Annotated in this window: 21 protein-coding genes; 12 read left to right on the forward strand and 9 right to left on the reverse strand. The window is 68.7% G+C overall.

Annotated elements, in window-relative coordinates:
• The first annotated feature begins 58 nt into the window (after positions 1-58).
• From JRI60_RS47355 to JRI60_RS47370, 4 genes are all read left to right on the forward strand, one after another.
• Positions 59-1,441 (forward strand): hypothetical protein, encoded by a 1,383-nt coding sequence (locus JRI60_RS47355; RefSeq protein ID WP_204222673.1) that lies wholly within the window; start codon positions 59-61, stop codon positions 1,439-1,441.
• Positions 1,442-1,459: 18 nt separating this feature from the next.
• A complete protein-coding gene (locus JRI60_RS47360; protein WP_204222674.1) occupies positions 1,460-2,839 on the forward strand; it encodes a DUF4785 family immunoglobulin-like domain-containing protein in 1,380 nt (459 codons plus the stop codon).
• Positions 2,840-3,046: 207 nt separating this feature from the next.
• Positions 3,047-4,519 carry a methyl-accepting chemotaxis protein gene (locus JRI60_RS47365; RefSeq protein WP_204222675.1) on the forward strand — a complete coding sequence of 491 codons (1,473 nt, stop codon included), beginning with the start codon at positions 3,047-3,049 and terminating at the stop codon, positions 4,517-4,519.
• Positions 4,520-4,904: 385 nt separating this feature from the next.
• On the forward strand, positions 4,905-5,636 hold the full coding sequence (locus tag JRI60_RS47370; RefSeq protein ID WP_204222676.1) for a hypothetical protein: 732 nt from the start codon (positions 4,905-4,907) through the stop codon (positions 5,634-5,636).
• A 7-nt stretch (positions 5,637-5,643) separates the two neighbouring features.
• On the opposite strand, the gene JRI60_RS47375 is transcribed toward JRI60_RS47370, so the two are convergent.
• Both JRI60_RS47375 and JRI60_RS47380 read right to left on the reverse strand, forming a co-directional pair.
• The gene (locus tag JRI60_RS47375; RefSeq protein ID WP_204222677.1) at positions 5,644-6,171 is read right to left on the reverse strand and encodes a cupin domain-containing protein; all 528 of its coding nucleotides are present in this window, start codon (positions 6,169-6,171) and stop codon (positions 5,644-5,646) included.
• Positions 6,172-6,355: 184 nt separating this feature from the next.
• Entirely contained in the window at positions 6,356-6,895 is a 540-nt protein-coding gene (locus tag JRI60_RS47380; RefSeq protein WP_239470144.1) for a hypothetical protein, read from the reverse strand.
• Positions 6,896-6,983: 88 nt separating this feature from the next.
• On the opposite strand from JRI60_RS47380, the gene JRI60_RS47385 reads away from it, so the two are divergent.
• From JRI60_RS47385 to JRI60_RS47395, 3 genes are read left to right on the forward strand one after another with little or no spacing between them, the layout of a single operon-like run.
• A complete protein-coding gene (locus JRI60_RS47385) occupies positions 6,984-7,769 on the forward strand; it encodes a 2-keto-4-pentenoate hydratase (protein WP_204222678.1) in 786 nt (261 codons plus the stop codon).
• 45 nt (positions 7,770-7,814) lie between these two features.
• A complete protein-coding gene (locus tag JRI60_RS47390) occupies positions 7,815-8,189 on the forward strand; it encodes a hypothetical protein (RefSeq protein ID WP_204222679.1) in 375 nt (124 codons plus the stop codon).
• 12 nt (positions 8,190-8,201) lie between these two features.
• Positions 8,202-9,830, forward strand: coding sequence for a hypothetical protein (locus JRI60_RS47395; RefSeq protein ID WP_204222680.1), 1,629 nt, complete (start codon positions 8,202-8,204; stop codon positions 9,828-9,830).
• Positions 9,831-9,839: 9 nt separating this feature from the next.
• Here JRI60_RS47395 and JRI60_RS47400 read toward each other — a convergent pair whose 3' ends face one another.
• Genes JRI60_RS47400 through JRI60_RS47420 form a run of 5 tightly spaced genes read right to left on the reverse strand, consistent with a single transcriptional unit; the run spans position 9,840 to position 17,682 of the window.
• Positions 9,840-10,118: a DUF5985 family protein gene (locus JRI60_RS47400; RefSeq protein WP_239470145.1), complete on the reverse strand. Its 279-nt coding sequence runs from the start codon at positions 10,116-10,118 to the stop codon at positions 9,840-9,842.
• 17 nt (positions 10,119-10,135) lie between these two features.
• Positions 10,136-10,393 (reverse strand): DUF5985 family protein, encoded by a 258-nt coding sequence (locus tag JRI60_RS47405; RefSeq protein ID WP_204222682.1) that lies wholly within the window; start codon positions 10,391-10,393, stop codon positions 10,136-10,138.
• A complete protein-coding gene (locus JRI60_RS47410; protein WP_204222683.1) occupies positions 10,386-10,784 on the reverse strand; it encodes a hypothetical protein in 399 nt (132 codons plus the stop codon). Before JRI60_RS47410 ends, JRI60_RS47405 begins: the two co-directional genes overlap by 8 nt.
• Before the next feature lie 50 nt (positions 10,785-10,834).
• The gene (locus JRI60_RS47415; protein ID WP_204222684.1) at positions 10,835-12,397 is read right to left on the reverse strand and encodes a sensor histidine kinase; all 1,563 of its coding nucleotides are present in this window, start codon (positions 12,395-12,397) and stop codon (positions 10,835-10,837) included.
• Between the two features lie 5 nt (positions 12,398-12,402).
• Positions 12,403-17,682, reverse strand: coding sequence for a HAMP domain-containing protein (locus JRI60_RS47420; protein WP_239470146.1), 5,280 nt, complete (start codon positions 17,680-17,682; stop codon positions 12,403-12,405).
• A gap of 230 nt (positions 17,683-17,912) precedes the next feature.
• Here JRI60_RS47420 and JRI60_RS47425 point away from each other — a divergent pair, with 230 nt between their 5' ends.
• A complete protein-coding gene (locus JRI60_RS47425) occupies positions 17,913-18,647 on the forward strand; it encodes a polysaccharide lyase (protein ID WP_204222686.1) in 735 nt (244 codons plus the stop codon).
• Positions 18,648-18,665: 18 nt separating this feature from the next.
• On the opposite strand, the gene JRI60_RS47430 is transcribed toward JRI60_RS47425, so the two are convergent.
• Positions 18,666-19,427, reverse strand: a complete 762-nt coding sequence (locus JRI60_RS47430; protein ID WP_204222687.1) for a zf-HC2 domain-containing protein — start codon at positions 19,425-19,427, stop codon at positions 18,666-18,668.
• Entirely contained in the window at positions 19,427-20,053 is a 627-nt protein-coding gene (locus tag JRI60_RS54875; protein ID WP_204222688.1) for an RNA polymerase sigma factor, read from the reverse strand. Before JRI60_RS54875 ends, JRI60_RS47430 begins: the two co-directional genes overlap by 1 nt.
• 201 nt (positions 20,054-20,254) lie before the next feature.
• On the opposite strand from JRI60_RS54875, the gene JRI60_RS47440 reads away from it, so the two are divergent.
• The 4 genes from JRI60_RS47440 (at position 20,255) to JRI60_RS47455 (ending at position 23,975) form a co-directional block, all read left to right on the forward strand.
• Positions 20,255-21,517: a caspase family protein gene (locus tag JRI60_RS47440; RefSeq protein ID WP_204222689.1), complete on the forward strand. Its 1,263-nt coding sequence runs from the start codon at positions 20,255-20,257 to the stop codon at positions 21,515-21,517.
• Positions 21,514-22,266, forward strand: a complete 753-nt coding sequence (locus JRI60_RS47445) for a hypothetical protein (RefSeq protein WP_204222690.1) — start codon at positions 21,514-21,516, stop codon at positions 22,264-22,266. The genes JRI60_RS47440 and JRI60_RS47445 overlap by 4 nt, the downstream gene beginning before the upstream one ends.
• Positions 22,263-23,330, forward strand: coding sequence for an Ig domain-containing protein (locus JRI60_RS47450; RefSeq protein ID WP_204222691.1), 1,068 nt, complete (start codon positions 22,263-22,265; stop codon positions 23,328-23,330). Before JRI60_RS47445 ends, JRI60_RS47450 begins: the two co-directional genes overlap by 4 nt.
• A gap of 162 nt (positions 23,331-23,492) precedes the next feature.
• Positions 23,493-23,975, forward strand: a complete 483-nt coding sequence (locus JRI60_RS47455) for a hypothetical protein (RefSeq protein WP_204222692.1) — start codon at positions 23,493-23,495, stop codon at positions 23,973-23,975.
• Positions 23,976-24,077 lie beyond the last annotated feature (102 nt).

Raw genomic sequence — 24,077 nt, forward strand, 5'->3', positions numbered from 1 at the left:
TCATATTATTAAACCCACCTATCCTGCTGGGCGCTTCTTACCCCCCAGGAGGTTCCCCATGCACTTCTTTCCCAGGTCCGGGTGGCTCTTCGGCGCCACCTGTGCCGCGCTCCTCGGAGCGAGCGGAGTGGCCCAGGCCGCCGCCGATGGCGTGGTCTTCGTCCACGGTACCGGCGACCAGTCGGTGAGCTCGGCAACGACCGGCTACTGGACGCAGAGCTCCATCGACACCATGCGCAGCGGCCGGCCCTATCTCATCGTCGGCTACCCCGGAGCGTCCTGCGCCGGCTTCAGCCAGTGCAGCTGGGGATCGATCGTCGATCAGATCGTCCCCTGGATGAACGCCAACAACATCACCAGCTTCACCGTCATCACCCACTCGAACGGCTCGAGCCCGCTGCGCTACATGCTCGGCCACACCGGCGCGGTGAGCGCCAAGGGCCATGCCGTCAGTACGGTGACGAGCCGCATCTCCCAGGTCATCTTCTCCGCGCCGGACCTCACGGGCACCCCGCTGGCCGATCAGGTCACCACGAGCGGCTCCTTCCTCAACATCGCCAACAGCGTCGTCGAGTTCTTCGGTGGGGGTAGCTACAACAACCCCGCCGTCGTGCAGCAGCGCACCGACAACATGCGCGTGTACAACTCCAACGGCACCTTCGCGGGCGCCCAGGGCGCCACCACCGTCGGCGGCAAGCCCATCTCCGTGGTGCGCGGCAACCGCGTCTACGCCAACATCTTCTCGAGCGACGCGTACTGCGGCGGCTACATGTACACCATCGGCCTCAAGGCGGCCGCGCTGCTCGGCTGGGGCAGCTTCAACGCCAGCACCGATGGATTCATCGGCAGCGACAGCTCGGGCTACTTCGGCAACATCATCATCGACGACGCGCGCCTCAACCACCACCAGTCGCGCCGCAGCTGCCACAACAGCGGGACCCTCATCGGAAAGAAGGTGGCCAGCGTCAGCATCCCGCCGCCCTCCCAGCAGACCTACACGCCCGAGACCAACGTGCAGGCCGCCGCCCTCGCCTGCAACAACTACGCGGCCGCCTATGCCACGGACTTCATGACCGGAAACACCGTCTGGAAGTACGGCTGCTCCAGCACCCAGCTCAACAACGGCTACGTGGAGCCCGACTGCCTCATCTCCTACGGCTACTCCAGCAGCTACCGCATCCCGAGCACCGCCAGCTGGAACCCCTTCCTCAACCCCGCCTACTACCCCACCTGGAGCGAGGTGTGCCCCGACTCCTGGCAGGGCGACGGCATCTGCGACGCCTGCCTCATCTCCAAGTACGGCTTCGACGCCACCACCGGCTCCACGGGCGCCAATGACTGCGTCCAGTCTCCGCCGGGCGGCTCCAACTGGTGCGCCGACCTCGCGTGGGACACCTACTATGGCTTCCACAACTACGCCGTCGTCCAGGCGCTCCACTAGGCCAGAGAGAGAACGATCATGACCTTCCCACGTTCCTTCGTTCAGTCCGCCGGCCTGGCGCTGGCCGTCACCCTCCTCGGCGGTTTCACCCAGGAGCCCGCCATGAGTGCCAACCTGCGCAGCGCCTCGGACGCCACACGCGCCCCCGGCGACGTCGCCCCGGGCCGCCTCTTCGCCCGCGATGCCCGCGAGGGCATCGGCCCGGGCCGCGTCTCCGTGTCCAACCCCACCTCGCCCAAGCAGCCGATCGCGGCTCCGCTCGCCCCCGAGACCCGGCGCTCCAAGTCCACCGTCATCCACGTGGCCCCACGCTCGGCCGCCACGCAGCTCGAGCTGCCCATCACCTCGCCCGACGAGGCCTGGGTGATGTTCATCCCCAAGGGCAATGACGCCAAGGTGGGTGAGGAAGCCCTGCGCGACATGGCCCTGTTCGACCCCCAGGGCGTGCGCGCGGACAAGCGCGCCGCTCGCGCCGCGGAGAAGGAGCTGGACGCCGACCCCGCGCGCATGAAGGCAGAGGGCATCACCAGACCCATCACGATGCTGCGCATGAACCGCGACATGGGCCGCGGCCTCTACAAGGTGCAGGTCGGCCCCAAGGCGGCCGCGGTGGGCATGGCCATCGAGGTGCGCGAGCCCTCCTCCACCATCGAGCTGTCGCTCACCGCCTCGACGATGCAGCTCTTCCCGGGCGACGATGGCTACGTGACGGTGGGCCTGCAGTCGGAGGCGCCGCTGGAGCGCGTGCGCTACGAGGCCACGCTCTACAACCCGCGCTACGAGCGCGACCGCTCGGTGCCCGTGGTGAAGGTGGGCAACGAGTACCGGGCCATGGTCTCGCGCGTCATGCAGGAGAAGGACGAGACGGGCGCATGGGTGCTCGAGGTGCGCGCGGTGGGCACGGCGGGCGGGCAGGCCTTCGACCGCCTGGCGCAGACCGCCTTCGGCTTCGCGGTGCCGACGGCGCGCATCGCCTCGGTGGGCCGGGAGCGTCTGGTGCGTGAGGGCGGCAAGGTGACGGCGCTCGAGGTGGACGTGGTCCTCGAGAGCCAGGCGCTCGACCGCTACGAGGTGACGGGCACGCTCGTGGCCACGGACGCGCGGGGGGTCGAGCGGCCGGTGGCCGAGGCCCAGGTGACGGACCAGCTCGGCACGGGCACGCACACGCTCACGCTGCGCTTCGAGGCCGGCCACGCCGGTCTGTCCAGGCTGGACGGCAGCTACGCGCTGCGCGGGCTGCAGCTCTACTCGCTGGGCACCAACACCCTGTACCACCGGCTCGCCAGGGGCCTCGAGGTCCGCTTCCCGACGGTGCGCCTCGCGGAGCTGGGAAGCTCCGAGGTGACACCCGCCATCGAGCACCTGCTGCGCGCGGGAGAGTTCGACGTCGGACAGTAGGCCGCACCCGGTCCAGGGGTCCGGCCTTCACGGGTCGGGCCCCCGGCTTCCGCTCCACCCCCGCCGTGCCAGCGGTTGCACGCCCGCCCGCCCGGGTGTTCCGCGGGTGATTCCGGCAGTTGCTGGCGCAAGCGGTTGGAGCCCGTAGAGTTCGCCCCGGAAAACGCTGGTGGAGGCCCCCCGCCCCTCAGCAGGAGAGGTGTGTCGATGTTCTCGAAGTGGACGGTGGGACAGCAGTTCCGCATCGGCTTCCTCCTGGTCGCCGCGCTGCTCGGCCTCTTCCTGCTCGCGTCCTTCGAGAGCACCCGGGACTTCGCGACCGCCCTCACCGCCGTGCAGCGCAGCCACGAGACCCTCAATGGAATCGATCGGGTCCGCGCCCGGCTCGACGGCGCGGAGATGGGTCTGCGCGGATACATCTTCACCGGTAGCACGTCCTACCTCGAACCCCACTCCCGGGCCGCGACCGAGCTCGCCCGGGAGCTGTCCCTCCTGCGCGAGCTCGTCTCCAGCAATCCCGAGCAGGCCCGCCGCCTGGAAGCGCTCCAGCCCCTCATCGAGCGGATGCTGGTCCAGCTGCGCGACACCACCGAGCTGCGCCGCACCCAGGGGTTCAGCGCCGCCCTGGCCACCCTCGACACCGGAGAGGGCAAGCGGCTGATGGACGGCATCCACCAGACGATGGAGGAGATGCGCCGGACCGAGGCCAACCAGCTCGCGGCGCGTGATGCCTATCTGGCGAAGGGCTCGCGCACGCTCAACTGGTTCTTCAGCGGTGGGAGCGCCGGCGTCCTCGTCTTCGTCACGCTGATCGGCGTGATCATCGCCAGGAGCCTGGGCCGCAAGCTCGAGAACGCCATCCATCAGGTGCAGAGCTCCTCGGCCGAGCTCCAGTCCGCGGCCTCGCAGCAGGCCACGGGCGCGCGTGAGCAGGCCTCGGCCTCCACGGAGATCTCCACCACCGTCCAGGAGCTGCTGTCCACCTCGAGGATCATCGCCACCAGCGCGCAGCAGGTGGCCCGCGTGGCGGACGAGACGGCCGGCGCGGCCCACACCGGCAACGAGACGGTGCAACACGCCCAGGAGGCCATCGAGTCGGTGCGCCGCCAGGTGGACGCCATCGTCAATCACATGCTGGAGCTGGGCAAGCGCTCGCAGGAGATCGGCGGTATCGTGGACATCATCAACGAGCTGGCCGAGCAGACGAACATCCTCGCCATCAACGCCACCATCGAGAGCGCCGGGGCGGGTGAGCACGGCAAGCGCTTCGCGGTGGTGGCGGAGGAAATCCGCAAGCTGGCGGACCGCGTGGGGGGTGCCACCAAGGACATCCGCGTCCTCATCGACGAGATTCGCGCGGCCTCCAACACCACCATCATGGCCACCGAGGATGGCTCCAAGGCGGTGCAGAGCAGCGCGAAGCAGTTCGGTGACGTGGCCGGCAACTTCCGCCGCATCGCCGAGCTGGTGCGCGCCAACCTGGACGTGGCGCGGGAGATCGAGCTGAGCACCCAGCAGCAGACGACGGCCGTGGAGCAGGTGAACACCGCCATCCACGAGATGGCCGCGACGGCGCGTCAGACCGAGGCCAGCTCCACCCAGACGCTGCAGACGGCCAACCAGCTCATCCAGCTCTCCCAGCAGCTCAACGCCATCATGGCCGCGCGCGTCACCCGGTAACGCGGCGCGTCCGTCTGACATTGTCTGTCATTGTGGCCGGCCCCCGGCCCACGCGTGGTCCTTCCCACCCCACCCGGGTCCCTCTCGACCAAGTCCGGGAGCGCGTTCACCACGCGGTGCAAATGCAAAGTTATGAGGTGAGCGGTTCATTTGCATTTGTGCCTCTCATTCCTAATCAAACTCCTCGCGAGGCTTCGCCGCCGAGGCTCTTCCATGCCCATACACAACGAAAAGATTTGCCCTGGGTGTACGGAGAGCACGTTTTGGAAAGTATTTGCTCCAAGACGATCCAATCGGACCGCCTGGCATCAATCCAGCATCGAAGAGAACCGTCCAGGGGGGACTCGACGAGCAACCCCCCTCGCATCTCGCAGGGGAGGGAACCATGAGGGCAGTGCTGCAACACATCAGTGTCCGACAGGCCCGTTTCGCCGAGCACCCCTTCTTCGCCGAGCTCCGACAGGACCGCCCGCTGGAGCAGGTGCTGGCCTTCGCCCCGCGCCTGGCCTTCTGGGTGATGAGCTTCCAGGACGTGCTGCGGCTCAACGCACAGCGGGTGAGGGACCCCGAGCTCAACCTGCTCATGCTCCGCCACCGCTCCGAGGAGCGCGGGCACGACCACTGGTTCTTCGAGGACGTGGCCGTGCTCATGGGCCGCCCGCTGACGCTCACCGACCTGTGGGACCGGCCGCACGAGCGCACCCGCGACGCCAGCTACGACCTCATCTCCGAGGTGCTCCGCCCCATGGATGACCGGCTGCGCGTGGTGCTGGTGCTGACGCTGGAGTCCACCAGCCACGCCTTCTTCAGCCGCACCGCCGCGCTCACCCAGTCCTCGGGCACCAACAAGCGGCTGAAGTACTTCTCCAACCACCACATGGAGGCCGAGGAGCAGCACGAGGTCTTCGAGGAGCAGATGGAGGCGATGCTGCGCGGCATCGAGCTCACCCCCGCGTTGCGTGAGGAGGCCGTCACCCTGGTGGACCGCATCTACGCGGCCTTCCACGCCATGTTCGACGGGCTGCACACCGAGCTGCTGGCTTCCGTGAACCGGCCCGACTGGCGTCCGCAGCAGACCCACGTCTCCGGGCAGGACCTGGCCGGCGTGGGCACCTGAGCCCTGGCTACTGGGGCTCGACGATATTGAAGAACGACTTGATGACCTGCTTGCCCTTCACCTCCCAGATGACCACCTGTCCCTGGCGGATGAAGTAGCTGTCACCCTCCTTGAACGTGTGGCTCTTGCCGGTGTGGTCCGTGATGGTGACCTGACCCTCGAGGATGGTGGCGTGCTCGGTGAAGGGGAAGGTCACTCGGATCTTCCCCTTCGTCGCCTTGAAGAGGCCCGCCGTCGTGCCGTTGCGGCTGTGGTCGATGCGGGCGAAGAGCTGCGGATTGCCCTCGAGCACCCGCCCGCCCAGCACCTCCGGCGGCCCCAGCCACACGAACTTCGAGTCGTCCACCGGCTTGCCCCGCGTGGAGTAGACGATCATCCCGGAGGGGGCCGCGTCCTCGAGCGACGAGGTCGAGGAGACCATGCCCTCGGAGGAGGTGGAGCCCTGCGGCTGCTCACCGCCGCAAGCCACCAACAATCCCGTCAGAGCAACCAGACCCAGGCCCAACAACTGGTGGCGGCGAACGTGACGAGACATGAACCCCTCCTGATTGGTTTCAGTGTTCGCACATATTTAAACCATGTCCTGAATCTGCTGTCTATGAAAAATGGGGCTTATGCGCGAAACGACATAAACCGACAAAGTCCCTGGCCCGCATACCCATACAATCCTGGCGGCTATTTACAGACAGAACGGCCGCCAGGAGCCTCCAATACTTGAATTACCATTTAAGGCGATAGGAGCAGGAACGGGCACCCTTCGCGCGGCAGCCCACGGCGTCGTGCTCGATGCGCAGCACGATGGAGCCCTTGGGCTGGAAGCGGTCGTAGAGCGCTTCCATGATTCCCTGGTCGAAATCGCAGGGGTAGGGATTGTCACACACCATCTGGGCCGTACGCCCCACGCCGGGGACGTAGCGGTAGCTGCCGATGTCGCCCGTGCCCCGGTGGTTCATCCGATAGGCCTGGTCGAGCGAGAGCAGGGCCGACTCGAACGAGTTGATGGCGGGAGGAAAGACAGAGGATTTGGGAATGGCGTGGCCAATCGCTCGTGTGGTGTGTGGACCGACCTGTGCGAGGATGTCGTTGAAGCTCGAGAGGACACTGTTCATCGGATACCACTTGTCCGCCTGAAGCGTCTCGATGCCATGAGAGGCCAGGATGCGTTGCGCCCTGAGCTTGAGAAACTCCATGGCATTGACCAATGCCTGGACACTCTGCCCATACACCTCGACTTCGCTTGAAAGCGTGCTGCGAGTCATGAACACTCCTTCTTCCTGACCAGCGGGCCCATACTCAAACACGCGGCTGGCTTCCCCCTCAAGACGTCGACTCCCAGGAGATGGCCACATGACGGAACACATGCAGGCGGAGCTGGCACGGTTGCTGGACCAGGCCCGGCTAGAGGCCCGGGAGATTCCACCCCTCACACGGCAGCACCCGGACCTCACGCTCCGGGATGCCTATGCCATCCAGGCCGAGGGCATCCGCCTGCGCACCGCCCGGGGTGAGCGCGTCGTGGGCCTGAAGATGGGGCTCACCTCCGAGGCCAAGCGCCGGCAGATGAACCTGGACTCGCCGGTGTATGGGGTCCTCACCGACCGCATGCGCGTGCCCGCCCATGGGTCGCTTCGGCTCCAGGGCGCCATCCACCCGAAGATCGAACCGGAGATCGCCTTCCGCACCTCGCGCGAGCTGCGCGGCCGCATCACCCGCGAGCAGGCGCTGGATGCCTGCGCGAGCGTCTTCGCCGCGATGGAGATCCTCGACTCACGCTTCGTCGACTTCAAATACTTCTCCCTGCCCGACGTGGTGGCGGACAACTCCTCGTCCTCGCTCTTCGTGCTGGCCACCACCGAGCGGCCCCCCCGTGAGCTGGACCTGCCCCACCTCCAGATGGTGATGGAGGTGAATGGCGAGCGCGTGCAGGCGGCGCGCTCGGACGCCATCTCGGGAGATCCGGTGCTGTCCCTCATCCAGCTGTGCGAGCTGCTCGAACAGCACGGCGAGTCCCTTCCCGCCGGCAGCATCGTGCTCGCGGGCGCCGCCACCGCGGCACACATGCTGAAGCCCGGAGACCACGTCCGCCTCACCGTGGACGGCCTGGGTGAGGTCGCGGTCTCCGTCGAGACCTGATAGTCAGACGCGGCGCTCCATTTTCATTCAGAGAGGCTCGCGTCCATGTCCACGACCCGCACCGGCCGAGTGGCCGCCCTGTTCGCTACCCTGTCGCTCCTGTCCGCCCCCGGGGTCCTCGCCGCGGAGCAGGAGGCCGAGTACGACAAGCCCTATACCTTCGAGACCGTCGACGCCTACGAGGCGAACGACCGGATGTTCCTCATCGTCACGGGCGTCCTCCAGGGCGAGACCAGTCCCCGGACCTTGAAGTTCTGGGCGGGCGGCGCCTCCGACGTCAGGCTCCTCCAGCTTCAGCGCTGCGATCGCATGGCCCTTCTCACCATGAACAAGCCCGGTCGCTACTACCTCCAGGTGACGCGGTACGAGACCCCCGCCACCTCCCCGCTCGGCGTGAACTGCAAGCTGACCCGGCGCTAGGCGAATTTTTCCATGGGGATGATACGAAGGACATGGCTGGCATTGGCGCTGGCGCTCCTCGGCCTCCAGGCAGGATGTACTGGACGGAACGGCGGAGAGGAGGACGCGGGCTCCACGACGAAGGACGCGGGCTCCACCACGGGTGACGCGGGTTCCACCACGAGCGACGCCGGCTCTCCCCCGGGTGACGCGGGCTCCGCCGAGGACGGTGGCACCTCCCTCGTGGATGACGACCAGGACGGCCACCCCGCCGCCGAGGATTGTGACGACCACGCCGCGGAGGTGTGGCGGGAGCTGACGGTCTACCCGGATACGGACCTGGACGGCATCGGAGCGGGAGAGGCCGAAAAGCGCTGCAGCGGCACCCAGCCGCCGCGAGGCTACTCACTCCAGGCCACGGACTGCGCACCCGAGGACGCGGTGCGCTGGCGACAGCTCTCCTATTTCTTCCGCGACGTGGACGGAGACGGCTTCACCGTGGCCTCCTCCGGGCAGGTGTGCGGCGGCGAGCAACTGCCCGCGGGATACACCCTCGTCTCCTCCGGCTCCGACTGCGATGACACCCAGGCCACGCGCTGGGCCCTCGTCACCTCCTATGTCGACACGGACGGAGATGGCTTCGGCACGGGAGACGCGGTGCTTCAATGCACGACGGGAATCCCCGAGCTGGGCTACGCGCCCCGGGGCCAGGACTGCGCCCCCGGGGACAACACCCGCTGGCGGATGCTCGCCTACTCCCACCGGGATGAGGACCTCGACGGCGCCACCCGCGCCGAGAGTGGCCAGGTGTGCGGCGGCGCGGCGCTTCCCGCTGGCTACACGCAGAGCCCCGGCGGCGACGATTGCAACGACACCAACGCCGCCGTGCAGGTGTCCTGGAGCGTCTTCCCCGACACGGATGGGGACGGCGTGGGCGCTGGCTCGCGGGAGACCGTGTGCGCGGGGAAGGAGCGTCCGGCGGGCTACTCCCCAACGGGCACCGACTGCGAGCCCGAAGACGCCTCCCACTGGCAATGGCTGTCCTACCTCCACCGGGACACGGACCTCGATGGCTTCACCGTGCCGTCCCCGGGCCAGGTGTGCAGTGGCACGGCCCTCCCGCCCGGCTACGCCACCTCCGCCCGAGGCGAGGACTGCGATGACTCGAACACGTCCATCCACCAGAGCCTCCAGGGGTGGCCCGACACGGACGGAGACGGCGTGGGCGCGGGGACGGCGAAGACGCTGTGCACGGACGGCTCCCTGCCTCCATCCTGGTCCCCCGTCGGAACGGACTGCGCCCCCGACGAAGCGGACCGCTGGAAGCGCCTCGGCTACACGTACGTGGACCAGGACGGCGACGGGCAGACCGTGCGCTCCACCGGCTCGGTGTGCACGGGAGACACGCTGCCCCTGCCCTACTTCACGAAGGCGACGGGCAATGACTGCGACGACGCGGACGCCCTCCTCTTCCGCTGGTCCGTCCTCTACCCGGACAAGGACTCGGACGGCGCGGGCGCTCCGCCCCGGGTCATCCAATGCATCGGAGAGTCCCTGCCCCTCGGCCACTCCATCTACGGTGACGACGTGAACGACGCCGACCCGAGCCGTCAGGTGGACGCCGAGCAGGACGAGGAGGACGAGCTCATCCTCGAGCTCTGAGCCTCGTGCTCAGCGAGCGGAGTCCATGCCCCGCGGGGCCGCTTCCTTCTTGCGCGGCCCGCCACGGTTCTTGTCCGCGATGGCCACCAGGATGAGCACGAAGGAGAACAGCCGGATGATGTACGCCGTGATGAGGTGCTCGTTGTCGTCCCGCAGGTAGAGACTCACCATGCGGTGCAGCGCCATCAGCAGGAAGGAGGTGGCGAAGAAGGCGAAGAACCGATCGCGCGTCTTCCGCCAGAACCGGAGGAAGAACAGCCCCGCGACACAACACAGGGCGGATGTCATGCCGGAGAGAAAGTCGTTCATTCGGAATCCCACACGAGTCCGAAGACCAGGAGCGCGAGTGACAGCAACCCGGACAGGTTGCGCAGCACCAGCAGGTCCCGACCAGGGATGATGATCAGGTCCACCACCAGCAGCAGGTTGTTCACCGCCAGCCCCACGAAGCACAGGCTGCTCCACAGCAGCAGGGGAACCCGGTTGCGGGCATACCCGCGAAGCAGCAGCACCGCACAGGCCAGGCTGGTCACCGCGCACAGAACGAAGACTGCCTCAGCCATTGTCATCCCCCTTCCGCAGTCGGAAGGCATCCGCGAAGGTCCGTATCTTGTCGACGGGCTTGGAGAAGATGAGGTTGATGACGGTCACCCGGCGCTCGGCATACGCCTTGGCCAGGCCCGCCACCGCCTCGTCCAGCGCCGGAGTCCCCGGGGCATAGCGGTACCCACCCGGGCTCCCGTCCACTCGGGCCAGCAGCCCGGCACGCGCCTGATCCTCCAGCCGATCACTCGCGGAGAGGGCGGAGATCCTCAGCTCGCGCGCCACCGACTCGGCGTCCCACGTACGCTCCGCGTGCTGATGGAGCAGCAGGAGGATCTCCAGCTGCTCCACCGAATCGACATGATCGACGATGAATCGCCGCACCACCTCGGGAAGATCGCCCGCGCGCAAACCTCATCCCTTTCTCCCCACCCCAGCCGGCCCGCCCCCTGGCGGGTCCGTTACGAAAGCATGGATTGGACGGGCAGGCGCACGTGGAAGGTACTGCCCTCCCCCTCCACGCCCCGTGACTCGGCCCAGATGCGCCCGCCATGCTGCTCGATAATGCCCTGGGAGATGGTCAAGCCCAAGCCAAGACCGCCATAACGTGCGCCATGGGCCTGCCCGAAGCGTTCGAAGATGAGCGCTAGCTTCTCCGAGGGAATGCCAATGCCGTGGTCCCGCACCCGGAGCGCCACCTGGCCCTCCTCGGCCCAGACCCGCAGCTCCACCGGCCCCCCATGGGGGGAGTAGCGGATGGCGTTGGAGACCAGGTTGGTCACCACCTGCTCGATACGTCCCGGGTCCCCGCGCATGGGCAGCCGCGCGGGGGCCTCCAGGCGCAGCCGATGGTCCGCGGAGAGCGCCTGCAACCGCTCGCAGGACGTGCGCAGCAGGGGCACCAGGTCGAACTCCTCCACCTCCAGTGACAGCCGGCCCGTGAGCAACCGGCTCACGTCCAACAGGTCCGACACCAGCTTGGTCATCCGGTCCACCTGCCGGTCCAACCCCTCGAAGGCCCGGCGGGGCCCGTCCGTCAGCTCGTCGCCGAACTTCCGCTTCGCCAGCTGCACCTGCATCTTCGCGGCGGCCAGTGGCGTGCGCAGCTCGTGCGAGGCGGCCGCCAGGAAGGCGTCCTTCGCCGCGCTCGCCCGGGCCAGCTCCTCCTCGGCCCGCTTCTGATCGTCGATGTCCGTGGCGGTGATGATCCACCCGGAGATGCGCCCGCGCTCGTTGCGCTCCGGCACGGCGCGGCCCAGGTGCCAGCGGTACGCCAGGTCACTCTGGCGCAGCAGCCGGAACTGCACCTCGAAAGGCTGGCCGGTGCTCACCGAATGACACCAGGCGGCATGCACGGAGGCCTGATCCTCCGCGTGCACCACCTCCGAGCGCCATAAGTCCTCCACGGCCTCCGCGGGCAGGCCGGACAGCTCCGTCCAGGCCCGGTTGCCATAGCGCAGCCGTCCATCCGGGCTGGCGGCGAACACGCACAGGGGCATGGCGTCGCCGAGCAGCCGGTAGCGGTAGGCACTCTCCCGCTCCAGGGCCTCGCGCTCGCGCCGGCGCAACAGCGACTCCTGCCGCTTGAGCTGCTCCTCCTTGAGGAACAGCTCCACGAAGACGGACACCTTCGAGCGCAGAATCTCCGGCGCGAAGGGCTTGAGCACATAGTCCACCGCGCCCTGGGCATAGCCGCGGAACACGTGCGAGGCGTCCCGGCTGCGCGCGGTGAGGAAGATGATGGGGATGAAGCGCGAGCGCTCGCGCTCCTTGATGAGCCGGGCGGTCTCGAAGCCGTCCAGCCCGGGCATCTGCACATCCAGCAAGATGAGGGCGAAGTCCTCTCGCAGCAGGTGGAGGAGCGCCTCCTCCCCCGAGTGGGCCTTCACCACCTCGCCCAGGTCGCCCAGCGTGGCTTCCAGGGTGAGGAGATTCGGTGCGTGGTCGTCGACCACCAGGATACGCGCGGCCGGATGCTCCTCCGGCCGCACCTGGAAGTCACTGCCCCCCTCCGTCCACGTCATTGCTGTCATCTGGCTCCCGAGCAAGGCTCTACCCACCGGCGAATCAACTCCAGAAGCCGCTCGGTATCGACCGGCTTCGAAAGGTAATCGGACGCGCCCGCTTCCAGGCACTTCTCGCGGTCGTCCTTCAACGCCCGCGCGGTGATGGCGATGACCGGCAGGGAAGCCCACCGGGAGTCCGCCCGGATGGCGCGCATCGCCTGGTAGCCGTCCATCTCCGGCATCATCACGTCCAGCAGAACCACATCCAGCTCCGGGTTCTTCTCCATCAAATCCATGGCCGCTCGGCCGTCCTGGGCGAACGTCACCTGCATGCCGTGGCTCTCCAGAACGCTGGTGAGGGCGAAGATGTTGCGGGCATCGTCGTCCACCAGCAGCACCTTGCGGCCAGCCAGCGAGCGGGTGAGCTCCTTGGCCTCCTCGTTCGCCACGCGGGACTGGTCCCCCACCCGGCGCAGGAAGCGGCCCACCTCGGCGAGCACCGCCTCGGGCGAGCGGGCGGCCGCCTCGAGCAGCACGGACTCGGCCGAGCGCCGCAGCCGCCGCTCGTCATCCGGCAGCAACTGCGAGCCACTATAAAGGAGCACGGGGGGCAGGCGGGCGGGCCGGCGCACCAGCTCCACCAGCAGCTTCATCCCCCGCCCACCGGACGCGGCCAGGTCCAGCGCCAGGACGTCCACCTCACCCCGGTCGAGCGCCACCACCGCGGAGCTCGACTCCAGCTCGCGCATCTCCAGCGGCTCGCCCATGTCGATGAGCTGCTGGACGCTGTCGCGCAGCTCGGGCTTGGGGTCCACCAGCAACAGCTTCCGGGGAGCGCCGTTGGGCTTGAGCTCCAGGTGGCTGAAGGCGCCCTGGATGGCCTCGGGAGAGAAGGGCCGGTCGAGGTAGGCGAAGCCGCCGCCGCACGAGGCGCCGCGCATCCGGTCCACGCTCACCATCTGGACGGGGATGCGGCGGGTGCGAGGGTCGCGCTTGAGGCGGTCCAGCACGCTCCACCCGTCGATGACGGGCAGGCCGAGCTGCAGGACGATGGCGTACGGCTTGAGCCGCTGGGCCAGCGAGAGCGCCACGTCGCCCCGGGTGGCCACCAGCGCCTTCAGGCCGTGCTGGCGCGCGGCGGTCACCAGGCCGTGGGCGAACTCCACGTCGTCCACCGCCACCAGCAGCACGCTGTCGTCCGCGCCCAGGTTGTCCCGGTCATCCACCAGGGGGTGGGGGGCCGCGGTGCCGTGCACCGTGTCGCGCGGCAGCAGCTCGCGCAGCATGGGGCTGTAGCCCGCGTCCGTGTCGCTGGCCGGCTCGCCCCCACGCTCGGGGCCGCTGTAGCTGCGCGGCAGGTAGAGGGTGAAGGTGCTGCCCGCGCCGCGAGCGCTCTTCACGCGAATCTCTCCGCCCAGCAGTCGCGCCAGCTCGCGGCTGATGGAGAGACCCAGGCCGGTGCCGCCATACTTGCGGCTGGTGGTGCCATCCGCCTGCTGGAAGGCCTCGAAGATGAGCTTCTGCTTGTCCTCGGGGATGCCGATGCCCGTGTCGATGACGGAGAAGGCCAGCACCGTGTCCGCCTCCACCAGCTCGGGGGCGGCGAAGCGCTCCTCCGCGTCCGCCATGCGGATGCGCAGCGTCACCTGGCCCGTGCTGGTGAACTTGAAGGCGTTGGACAGCAGGTTCTTGAGGATCTGCTGCAACCGCTTCGGGTCCGTGAAGACGGTGGCCGGCACCTCCGCGCCCACCTCGGTGAGGAAGCCCAGGTGCTTCTGCTCGGCCACGGGGCCGAAGGTGCGGCGGGCGAACTCCACCAGCTCCGCCACGGCGGAGTCTCGCGGCTCCACCTGCATCTTCCCCGCCTCCACCTTGGACAGGTCGAGGATTTCGTTGATGAGGGACAGCAGGTCCCCACCCGAGGAGTAGATGGTCTCGGCGTACTCCACCTGCTTGCGGCCGAGCGAGCCGTCGGAGTTGTCCGCGAGCAGCTTGGCCAGCACCAGCATGCTGTTGAGCGGCGTGCGCAGCTCGTGGGACATGTTGGCGAGGAACTCGCTCTTGTACTTGGAGATGAGCGAGAGCTGTTCGGCCTTCTCCTCCAGGGAGGAGCGCGCCTGCTCCACCTCGCGGTTCTTCTCCTCCACCTTGATGTTCTGCTGCTCGAGCAGCTTGGCCTTCTCCTCCAGCTCGAGGGCCTGGGCCTCCAGCGCCGAGTTGGAGCGCTTGAGCTCCTCCTGTTGCTGGGTGAGCTCGCGCGACTGGCTCTGCAGCTCGTTGGCGAGGCTCTGCGACTGGCGCAGCAGCTCCTCGGTGCGCATGTTGGCCATGATCATGTTCAGCACCACGCCAATGCTCTCGGTGAGCTGGTCCAGGAAGATCTGGTGGATGGTGCTGAACGGGTGGAAGGAGGCCAGCTCGATGATGGCCTTCACCGCGCCCTCGAAGAGGACGGGCAGGACGATGACGTTGAGGGGGCTGGCCTCGCCCAGGCCGGAGGTGATGCGGATGTAGTCCGCCGGCACGTGGGTGAGGAGGATGGTCTTCTTCTCCAGGGCGCACTGGCCCACCAGGCCCTCACCGAGCCGGAAGCGGTTGCCCACGTTCTTGCGCTCGCGGTAGGCGTAGCTGGAGGTCAGCTTGGCCACGGGCGCGCCATCCTCGGAATCCATGAGGAAGAAGGCGCCGTGGTGCGCGGAGACCAGGGGCGTCAGCTCGGACATGATGAGCCGGGAGACGGCCTCCAGGTTCTTCTGGCCCTGCATCATGCCGGAGAACTTCGCGAGGTTCGTCTTCAGCCAGTCCTGCTCGGTGTTCTTCTGCGTCGTCTCCTTCAGGTTGACGATCATCTGGTTGATGATGTCGGACAGGGCGGCCACTTCGCCCTGCGCATCCACCGAGATGGACCGGGTCAGGTCACCCTTCGTCACGGCGGTGGCCACCTCGGAGATGGCGCGCACCTGAGACGTCAGGTTGCCGGCCAGCTGGTTCACGTTGTCGGTCAGCTGCCTCCAGGCCCCGCGGGCACCGGGCACCTTGGCCTGGCCGCCCAGCTTCCCTTCGATACCGACCTCGCGGGCCACCGTGGACACCTGCTGGGCGAAGGTGCCCAGGGTGTCGGTCATGCTGTTGATGGTGTCCGCCAGCGCGGCCACCTCGCCCTTCGCGTCGACCACCAGCTTCTGGGTGAGATCACCATTGGCGACCGCCGTCACCACCTTGACGATGCCGCGCACCTGGGTCGTCAGGTTGCGGGCCATCAGGTTCACGTTGTCGGTGAGGTCCTTCCACGTACCGGCGACACCGGGCACACGGGCCTGGCCGCCCAGCTTGCCCTCGGTCCCCACCTCGCGGGCGACGCGCGTCACCTCCGAGGCGAACGCGTTGAGCTGATCCACCATCGTGTTGATGGTGTCCTTCAGCTCCAGGATCTCGCCCTTCGCGTCGACGGTGATCTTCTTGGACAGGTCACCGTTGGCCACCGCCGTCGTCACCTTGGCGATGTTGCGCACCTGGTTGGTCAGGTTGGACGCCATCGAGTTCACGCTGTCGGTCAGGTCCTTCCAGACGCCCGACACGCCCTGCACCTCGGCCTGTCCGCCCAGCTTCCCTTCCGTACCGACTTCACGCGCGACGCGCGTCACCTCCGCGGCGAAGGACCGGAGCTGGTCCACCATCGTGTTGATGGTGTTCTTCAGCTCGAGGATCTCCCCCTTCACGTCGACGGTGATCTTCCGCGACAGGTCGCCATTGGCCACCGCCGTCGTCACCAGCGCGATGTTTCGCACCTGGCTGGTGAGGTTGGAGGCCATGAAGTTCACGTTGTCCGTGAGGTCCTTCCACGTACCGGAGACGCCGGGCACGTCCGCCTGACCACCCAGCTTGCCTTCCGTACCCACTTCCTTGGCGACGCGGGTCACCTCACCGGCGAACGACCGCAGCTGCTCCACCATCGTGTTGATGGTGTTCTTCAGCTCGAGCACCTCGCCCCGGGCGTCCACGGTGATCTTCTTGGACAGGTCACCGCGGGCGACGGCCGTGCTGACTTCCGCGATGTTTCGCACCTGCGCGGTCAGGTTGTTGGCGAGCAGGTTCACGTTGTCCGTGAGGTCCTTCCACGTACCGGCCACCCCGGGCACGTCCGCCTGGGCACCCAGCTTGCCTTCCACGCCCACCGTCTTGGCGACGCTTGTCACCTGGTCGGCGAAGATGCCCAGTGTCTTCGTCATGCTGTTGAGCGTGTCGGCCAGCGCGGCCACCTCGCCCTTCGCATCCACCACCAGGCGCTGGGACAGGTCGCCGTTGGCGACCGCCGTCACCACCTTGACGATGCCTCGCACCTGGGTCGTCAGGTTGGAGGCCATCAGGTTCACGTTGTCCGTGAGGTCCTTCCACACGCCGGACACGCCCGGCACGTCGGCCTGGCCGCCCAGCTTGCCTTCCGTACCCACTTCCTTCGCGACGCGCGTCACTTCGCCGGCGAACGAGCGGAGCTGATCCACCATCGTGTTGACGGTGTTCTTCAGCTCGAGCACCTCGCCTCGCGCGTCGACCGTAATCTTGCGCGACAGGTCACCCCGCGCCACGGAGGTCGTCACCTCGGCGATGTTTCGCACCTGCGCGGTCAGGTTGTTGGCCAGCTGGTTCACGCTGTCCGTGAGGTCCTTCCACGTACCGGCCACCCCGGGCACCCGCGCCTGGCCGCCCAGCTTCCCTTCCGTACCGACCTCGCGCGCGACGCGCGTCACCTCGGCGGCGAAGGAGCTGAGCTGATCCACCATCGCGTTCACGGTGGTACCGATGCGGAGGAACTCGCCCTTCACCGGCTGCCCGGGCAAGTCCAACGCCATCTTCTGGGTGAGGTCACCCCGCGCCACCGCGCCCAGCACGCGCGCCACCTCGGTGGTGGGCTGCACCAGATCCGCGATGAGCGAGTTGATGGAGCCGATGCTCGAGGCCCAGCCGCCACTCACCGGGCCGAGCGAGGCGCGCTCCGCCATCTGTCCCTCGCGGCCCACCACGCGCTCCACGCGCACCAGCTCGTCCTGCATTCGCTGGTTCATCGCCACCATGGCGTTGAAGGTGAGGGCGATCTCCTCCATCGCCGCGGGCTGAGCCTCCGGCGGCAGACGGACGGAGAAGTCTCCGTAGGTCACCGCGCGCATGGACTCCAGCAGCGTCTCGAGCGCCGCCGCTGTCGCGCTCCTTCGCGGCCGGGGATGTGCATGGCGCGCGAGGGGGGTGGTCTTGCGGATCTTCTTCCCGGTCTGGGTACGGGTGGGGTGACGGTTGCGACTCTTCACGCGTCTGCTCCAGTGCGGGTGATTGGCGTAGACCCAACCGGAGGACATCTTCCGTTCGTTCCTGTTCGTGAAATGCCCCTCACGTGAGCAAGCGGCCAGGCGAGCGCACACGCCTCCCGGAATATCCGCTCCGGCACCTGGCACGGGAAGGTGGGGGAATGAATGACACGCGCTGAGTTGTCCCCTTCGTCCATCCCGAACGAAAGGAATGCCGTTTGAAGAAGTCCTGGATGCTTTCCAGCCTCCTGCTGCTCCCCACCGTGGCGAGCGCCAGCGTTCTGTGGAAGGGCGATTTCGAGACGGGGAACATGTCTCAGTGGAACAAGGTGGAGATGGTCAACAGCAACCGTCTCCTCGTGGAGGCCGACCGGGTGCGCGAGGGCAGCTATGCCATGCGCGTGCAGGTGGATCAGGGCGACAAGCCCATCCAGGCCAGCGGCAACCGCAATGAGCTGGTCTACGTGGATGCCTCCCTCATGAATGGGGGCGGCGAAGGGGCGGAGCGGTACTACGCCTGGAGCACGCTCTTCGACGAGAGCTACCCCAGCGCGGCCACCTGGCAGGTCTTCACCCAGTGGCACCACACGGGCCTGACGGGCTCGCCGCCGATGGAGTTCTACGTCTACGGCGAGGAGCTGCGGATGCGCGTGGGCGGGGAGCGGGCGCAGGATGTCTGGAAGGCCCCCCTGCAGCGCGGCGTCTGGAACGACTTCGTGGTCCACGTGAAGTGGAGCGCCAACCCCAACGTGGGCTTCGTGGAGATGTTCCACAATGGCCAGCAGGTCGTTCCGCTCACCCCCATGGCCACGCTGTACCCGGGCCAGGGCGTCTACGTGAAGCAGGGCCTCTACCGCAACGAGACCATCGCGCCCCAGGGCGTGGTGTTCCACGACGGCTTCACCGTGGCCACCGACCTGGCGGACGTCTTCACTCCCGCCCAGCCCGCCACGGCCGCGGCCCGGTGAGTCGGGCAGGCAACGGCTCTACCTCGGGGAGAGGGTGAGCCGCGTCGTCGACAGCGGGCGGCCCCGGGCGTCCATGAAGCTCGCCTGGACCTCCAGCGGCCCGGCGAGCCAGCCTCCCTCCACCGGCGTGCTGTAGGGCAGCAGCATGTCCACGCCCGCCGAGATGTCCGCCGCCTCGCCCTCTCGCGGGAAGAACCGGAGCGGCTCCCCGCCGGGCGGCGTCCCCACCACCGAGAGCCGAGCCCCCTCCGGAGCCGTGTAGCTGAACTGCACCGCGCCGCCCTCTCCGCAGACCAGCGTCCCGCCCGGCCGCGCCTCGCCCTTCACCTCGCCGTCCGCTCCCACGCAGAAGGCCCGCAGGCCCCAGGCCTTCGTGCCGGTCTCCACTCCACGCGACCGCCACTCGGGCTCGCCAGCCGGCTGCGTCCCCAATCGCGGCACCACCAGCAGGACCAGCACGGTGCAGACCGCCAGCCCCAGCGCCGCGGGCATGAAGAGTCCCTCGAAGAAGCGCTTGCGCTCGGGGACGGGCGCCCGGGCCGGCTTCGCGGCCGCCGCCACGCGCTCCAGCAGCACCTTCTCCAGCAGTGCCTCCCGGCTCGCCGGCAGCGCGCGCTTCTCCAGCACCGACTCGACCCGGCCCAGCTTGTCGTAGGCCTCGCGGCACTCCTCGCACCCCGCGGCGTGCGCGCGCAGCCGCGTGTAGCCCTCCCCGTCCAGCTCGCCCCGGAAGAGCGCCGCCAGCGCCTGCTTCGCCTGTCCGTCCGCGCACTTCGTCATCACTGGCCTCGCCGCTTGAAGAAGCTCCAGCCCTTCACTTCCATGCCTTCCAGGTAGCCGCGGGCCTGCAGGAACTCGAGCAGCCGCGTCTTCAACCCCAGCTCCCGGCGCCTCACCTGGATGCGCGTCAGCCCCAGCCGCTCCGCCGCCCCCTCCTGCGCCAGCTCCTCGTCGCCGAAGCGCAGCTCGAACAGCCGCCGCTCCTCCTCCGTCAGCCCCTCCTTGAAGCTCGCCAGCAGCGCCTCCACCTCCCGGTCCTCCAGCGCCTGGGCCAGTCCCTCCCCCTCCTCCGGCACCTCGCCCTTCTCCTCGAAGGGCTCCAGCCCCACCGCCACCTCGCGCTGCCTGGACTGCTCCAGCAGCACGTTGCGCGCGATGCCCGCCAGGAAGTGCCCGTACGGCCTCACCCCGTCGTACGCCGCTCGCGTCCTCGGCTCGAAGGCACGGGCGAACGTCTCCAGCACCGTGTTCTCCAGCTCCAGCGAGCCCCTCACCTGCCCCACCCCCCGCCACGCCATGGCCCTCAGCCCCCGTGCCAGCGCCTCGACGTGCGCCCGGTACACCCGTCCCAGGGTGTCCGGCTCGCCCTCCCGGAAGCACTGCAATGTCCGCTCATCCCACTCCATCCCTCGGCGACTTACCGTGCCCCGCAGCCCGCGTCACCCACCCGTCAGGTTGAAATTGTCCGTTGTCGGTTGGGTTGGATCGTCCGGGCTCGAAATTCCTCCCGTCCAATGAGCGACACATCGCGCCAACCCGGTGTGCCACCCTCGCGTACCCGTAGCACCTTGCGGCCCTCTCACCCTCCCGGAGACACTCTGCCGCGCATGCGACTCCTCCGATGCGCTCCGCTGGCCCTGTCGTGGGTCCTGCTCCTCGTCGGCGCCGCCGCGAGCGCCGCACCCGAGCAGGTGAGCTACGCCCTCATCGTCGCCAACAACACCGGGCTCGAGCCCAAGCAGGCGCCCCTGCGCTACGCCGATGACGACGGTGCGCGTTATTACGAGCTCTTCGCCCCCCGCACCCGGGAGGCCGTGCTCCTGTCCGTGATGGACTCGGAGACGCAGGCGCTCCACCCGGGGCTCGCCGCCCGGACGCGCCCGCCCACCCGCGCCGCGCTCAAGGAGGCCCTCGGCCGTCTGAATGCCCGCATGGCCGAGGACCGGGCACGCGGCGCCAACCCGGTGCTGTATTTCGTCTTCACCGGCCATGGAAAGCGCGGGGCCGCCGGCGAGGGCACGGTGAGCCTCCTGGATGGGCCCTTCACCCGCACGGACCTGTACTCCCAGGTCATCGCGTCCAGCACCGCCAGCTTCATCCACCTCATCGTGGACGCGTGTGATTCGTACTTCTTCGTCAACTCGCGCGGCGCGCTGCCGGTGGCCCCCGCCCAGGTGCAGGCGGTGCAGGGCCTGCTGGCCACGCGCGAGCTGGCGCGCTACCCGCACGTGGGCGCCGTGCTGTCCACCTCCCGCGAGCAGGAGAGCCACGAGTGGAGCGCCATCCGCTCGGGCGTCTTCAGCCACCAGGTGCGCTCGGCGCTCGCCGGCGCCGCGGATGTCAACGCGGACGGGCGCATCGAGTACTCGGAGCTGAGCGCCTTCATCGCCGCCGCCAACCAGGGCGTGGCGGACGTGCGCGGCCGGCTCGACGTGTCCATCCAACCGCCCGCGCTCGACCGCTCCGCGCCCCTGGTGAACCTGGGGGACAAGGCGCCCCTGGGCTTCCTGCTGCTGCCCACGGGACTGGAGGGCCGGCTCTGGGTGGAGGACGCACGCGGCCTGCGCGTGGCGGAGTTCAACAAGGAGCGCGAGCGCTCGCTGGTGTTGGGACTGCCGCTCGCGTCCGGCTACTTCCTGCACGCCCCGGGACGCGAGGCCCCCTTCCCGCTCACCCGCGCGGGCACGGTGGTGGACGCCGCGAGCCTCACCTGGCGCGAGAACACCTTCGCCTCGCGCGGCGCCGTGCAGGACGCCTTCGAGGAGAAGCTCTTCTCCGTGCCCTTCGGCCCCCGCTTCTACACCGGCTACATGGCCAGCCTCGGGCAGACGCCCGTCGCACCCGAGCAGCAGGCCGACCTGTCTCCATGAGTCTCCTCTCCTTCGCGCTGATGCTGTCGCTGGCGGGCGCACCGGCCCCGTGTGGAGGCGAGCGGGTGGTGCTCGTCCCCTTCCAACCCGTGGCGCTGCCGAGCGCCGAGGCCCGCCAGCTGGAGGACGCCGTGCGCCGGGCGGTGGAGAGCACCTCCGGCCTCTGCCTGGAGTCTCGCGCGAGCACCGTGGCCAGGGTGCGCGACCAGGGAGGCCGGCTCCCCGGCTGCGTGGACGCGGCGTGCCGGGGCTCGCAGACGCAGGCGCTCGGCGCGGAGCGGCTGGTGCGCGGCGTGGTGCTCGGCGTGGGCGGCGGGCGCACCGTGGCGCTCACGCTGGTGGACCGTGAGGGCCAGGAGTCCCATACCCTCGTCCAGCTCTCCGGTGAGGGACTGCCGCCCGGAATGGAGGAGGCGCGGGCGCGCGAGGCCTTTGGTGCGCTCTGGGCGGCGCGGCCCTCGCCTCGGCGGGGGCGAAGCGTGAAGAAGGCGTGGCCCACCGTGGTGATGGCGGCCGGAGGTGTCGCGCTCGCGGCTGGAGTGGGCTTCGGGCTGGCCGCGCGCCGCTCGGAGGCGGGCCTCTCCACGGGCAACGCGGGCTGCACCGGCGAGGGCGAGGCCTTCCGCTCCTGCTTCGCCGGACGTCTGCGACAGGGACAACAACAGAGCCGCACGGCCAACCTGTTGATGGGCGCTGGCGCGCTGCTGGGCGCGGGCGGGGCCGTCTTCTTCGTCTGGGAGACACCGTGAAGCGATGGCTGACGGGGTGGGGACTGGCCGCGCTGCTCGGACTCGCGGCCTGCATGTTCCACCCGGACCTCTCCCGCTTCCCCGCGTGCGATGACCAGGGCGCGTGCGCCTCGGGCTGGACGTGTCTGGCCTCCGAGGGAATCTGCCTTCCGGACTGCGGTGAGCGCGGCCCCTGCCCCACCGGGTTGGACACGACGGATGCGGGCACTCCGGATGCGGGCACGGACGCAGGCATCCCGGACGCGGGGCCGGAGCCGCTCATACTCGTCCCGGATGGCCCCGGGCAGGGGTTGGAGACCGCGAGCTTCCTCTACCGGTTCCAGGCGAGTGGCGGGACTCCGCCCTACACCTTCTCCTCTCCCGGACAGCTCCCGCCAGGCCTGGAGCTCAACGTGAAGGGCGAGCTGTCCGGCAAGCCCACCGCGGCCGGAGACTTCCGTTTCACCCTCGAGGTGGTGGACCAGGACACGATGCCCCAGCGCGCCAGCCGGGAGTTCTCGCTGAGCATCCGGCCCGTGCTGCGCATGGCCGGGCCGGGCATCCTCGCGGATGTCCCGAACGGCAAGCCCTATCGGGAGCAGCTCTCGGCCACCGGCGGCAAGCCGCCCTACAGGTTCGAGCTCGTCGCGGGCAGCACCCTGCCCGCCAACATCGTCCTGCTCCCCACCGGGAAGGTCGAGGGGAACCCGGACGAGGGGGGCGTCACCCGGGCCTTCGAGGTGCGGCTGACGGACTCCGACGAGCCTCCGCAGGTCGTCACCCGGACGCTTCAAATCACCACCGGCTCGTGCCAGACCCTGTACATGTGCGTGCTGACCCGCGCCATCCCCGATGGGCGCCAGGGCTCGGCCTACACCTATACCCTCCAGACTTCCGGCAGCACGGGCACCGTCACCTGGAAGGTGGCGGCTGGCAGCACCCTGCCCCCGGGCCTCACGCTGTCGAGCAACGGCATCCTCTCCGGCACTCCCACGCAGGCGATGGTGGAACCGTACAGCTTCACCCTCTCTGTATCGGATGCGTTCGACACGAGGCCGTTGAAGCTGTCGATGCAGGTGTATTGAGCGCTTCGGGCCGCGCGGAGATCCACCCGCCCGCCCTTCCATCAATACTCCTCGTGAGCCAGGCGCGAGGGGTGCCTCATCGTTTCTCTTTCTGAGCGGTCGTGGGGGGTTCTCCATCGCTGGAGACCCCTGCTCGCGGGTCTGGGATTGGCGGGGCTGCTCGTGGCACCGCTGAGCGCGATCGATCCGCCTTGCGCCTACGTGCTGAGCCAGACTGGCTCCACCCTCGTGGCGATGCCTGCCATTCCCCTCGTCGTGTCGACCGATGACGCCGGCTCCCGCGGACGAACCCTCCTCGGCTACTCCCTGTCACCCCGCACGTGCTCCAGCGAGGGCAGGGGCACTCCCGCCCTCCTCGTCCCCGTCCCCACCTCGCTGTTCGAGCGCCCGGAGACCCTCATGGAGGTGGAGTCCATCGTGCTCGACCTCGGAGCCCACCCGGTGAGCCGGCCGGGGCACGTCCTCACACTCGAGGGTGGCGACCTCCTCGTCCTCCCGCGGTCCGGCGACGCCACTCCCAGCGCCGCGTGGGACCTCCCCGAGCCCTCCATCACCTTCCGCATGGGCGGCCTCCCGACGACGGCCCACTACCTCCCGCCCACCCGGGAGCGGACCGTGGAGAGCGCCGCGGAAGATGGGCCCTGAGAACGCCCGGAAAACAATTTTCAAATCCGGTCGATCCAATGAGGTGGGGTTTTCCCAAGTCATCGAGAGGCGCCCGCGGTGATGCGCAGCGGACCTCCTTCA

The sequence above is a fragment of the Archangium violaceum genome, from assembly GCF_016887565.1.
Classification (GTDB): domain Bacteria; phylum Myxococcota; class Myxococcia; order Myxococcales; family Myxococcaceae; genus Archangium; species Archangium violaceum_B.

What these genes read in the sequence shown, in the direction of transcription:
- JRI60_RS47380 (WP_239470144.1), bottom strand. Translation starts at nt 6,895, where the DNA reads ATGACTCGCAGCACGCTTTCAAGCGAAGTCGAGGTGTATGGGCAGAGT.
- JRI60_RS47430 (WP_204222687.1), bottom strand. Translation starts at nt 19,427, where the DNA reads ATGACGAAGTGCGCGGACGGACAGGCGAAGCAGGCGCTGGCGGCGCTC.
- JRI60_RS47445 (WP_204222690.1), top strand. Translation starts at nt 21,514, where the DNA reads ATGAGTCTCCTCTCCTTCGCGCTGATGCTGTCGCTGGCGGGCGCACCG.
- JRI60_RS54875 (WP_204222688.1), bottom strand. Translation starts at nt 20,053, where the DNA reads ATGGAGTGGGATGAGCGGACATTGCAGTGCTTCCGGGAGGGCGAGCCG.
- JRI60_RS47405 (WP_204222682.1), bottom strand. Translation starts at nt 10,393, where the DNA reads ATGGCTGAGGCAGTCTTCGTTCTGTGCGCGGTGACCAGCCTGGCCTGT.
- JRI60_RS47415 (WP_204222684.1), bottom strand. Translation starts at nt 12,397, where the DNA reads ATGACGTGGACGGAGGGGGGCAGTGACTTCCAGGTGCGGCCGGAGGAG.
- JRI60_RS47360 (WP_204222674.1), top strand. Translation starts at nt 1,460, where the DNA reads ATGACCTTCCCACGTTCCTTCGTTCAGTCCGCCGGCCTGGCGCTGGCC.
- JRI60_RS47365 (WP_204222675.1), top strand. Translation starts at nt 3,047, where the DNA reads ATGTTCTCGAAGTGGACGGTGGGACAGCAGTTCCGCATCGGCTTCCTC.
- JRI60_RS47370 (WP_204222676.1), top strand. Translation starts at nt 4,905, where the DNA reads ATGAGGGCAGTGCTGCAACACATCAGTGTCCGACAGGCCCGTTTCGCC.
- JRI60_RS47425 (WP_204222686.1), top strand. Translation starts at nt 17,913, where the DNA reads ATGCTTTCCAGCCTCCTGCTGCTCCCCACCGTGGCGAGCGCCAGCGTT.
- JRI60_RS47400 (WP_239470145.1), bottom strand. Translation starts at nt 10,118, where the DNA reads ATGACATCCGCCCTGTGTTGTGTCGCGGGGCTGTTCTTCCTCCGGTTC.
- JRI60_RS47395 (WP_204222680.1), top strand. Translation starts at nt 8,202, where the DNA reads ATGGGGATGATACGAAGGACATGGCTGGCATTGGCGCTGGCGCTCCTC.
- JRI60_RS47385 (WP_204222678.1), top strand. Translation starts at nt 6,984, where the DNA reads ATGACGGAACACATGCAGGCGGAGCTGGCACGGTTGCTGGACCAGGCC.
- JRI60_RS47375 (WP_204222677.1), bottom strand. Translation starts at nt 6,171, where the DNA reads ATGTCTCGTCACGTTCGCCGCCACCAGTTGTTGGGCCTGGGTCTGGTT.
- JRI60_RS47390 (WP_204222679.1), top strand. Translation starts at nt 7,815, where the DNA reads ATGTCCACGACCCGCACCGGCCGAGTGGCCGCCCTGTTCGCTACCCTG.
- JRI60_RS47440 (WP_204222689.1), top strand. Translation starts at nt 20,255, where the DNA reads ATGCGACTCCTCCGATGCGCTCCGCTGGCCCTGTCGTGGGTCCTGCTC.
- JRI60_RS47355 (WP_204222673.1), top strand. Translation starts at nt 59, where the DNA reads ATGCACTTCTTTCCCAGGTCCGGGTGGCTCTTCGGCGCCACCTGTGCC.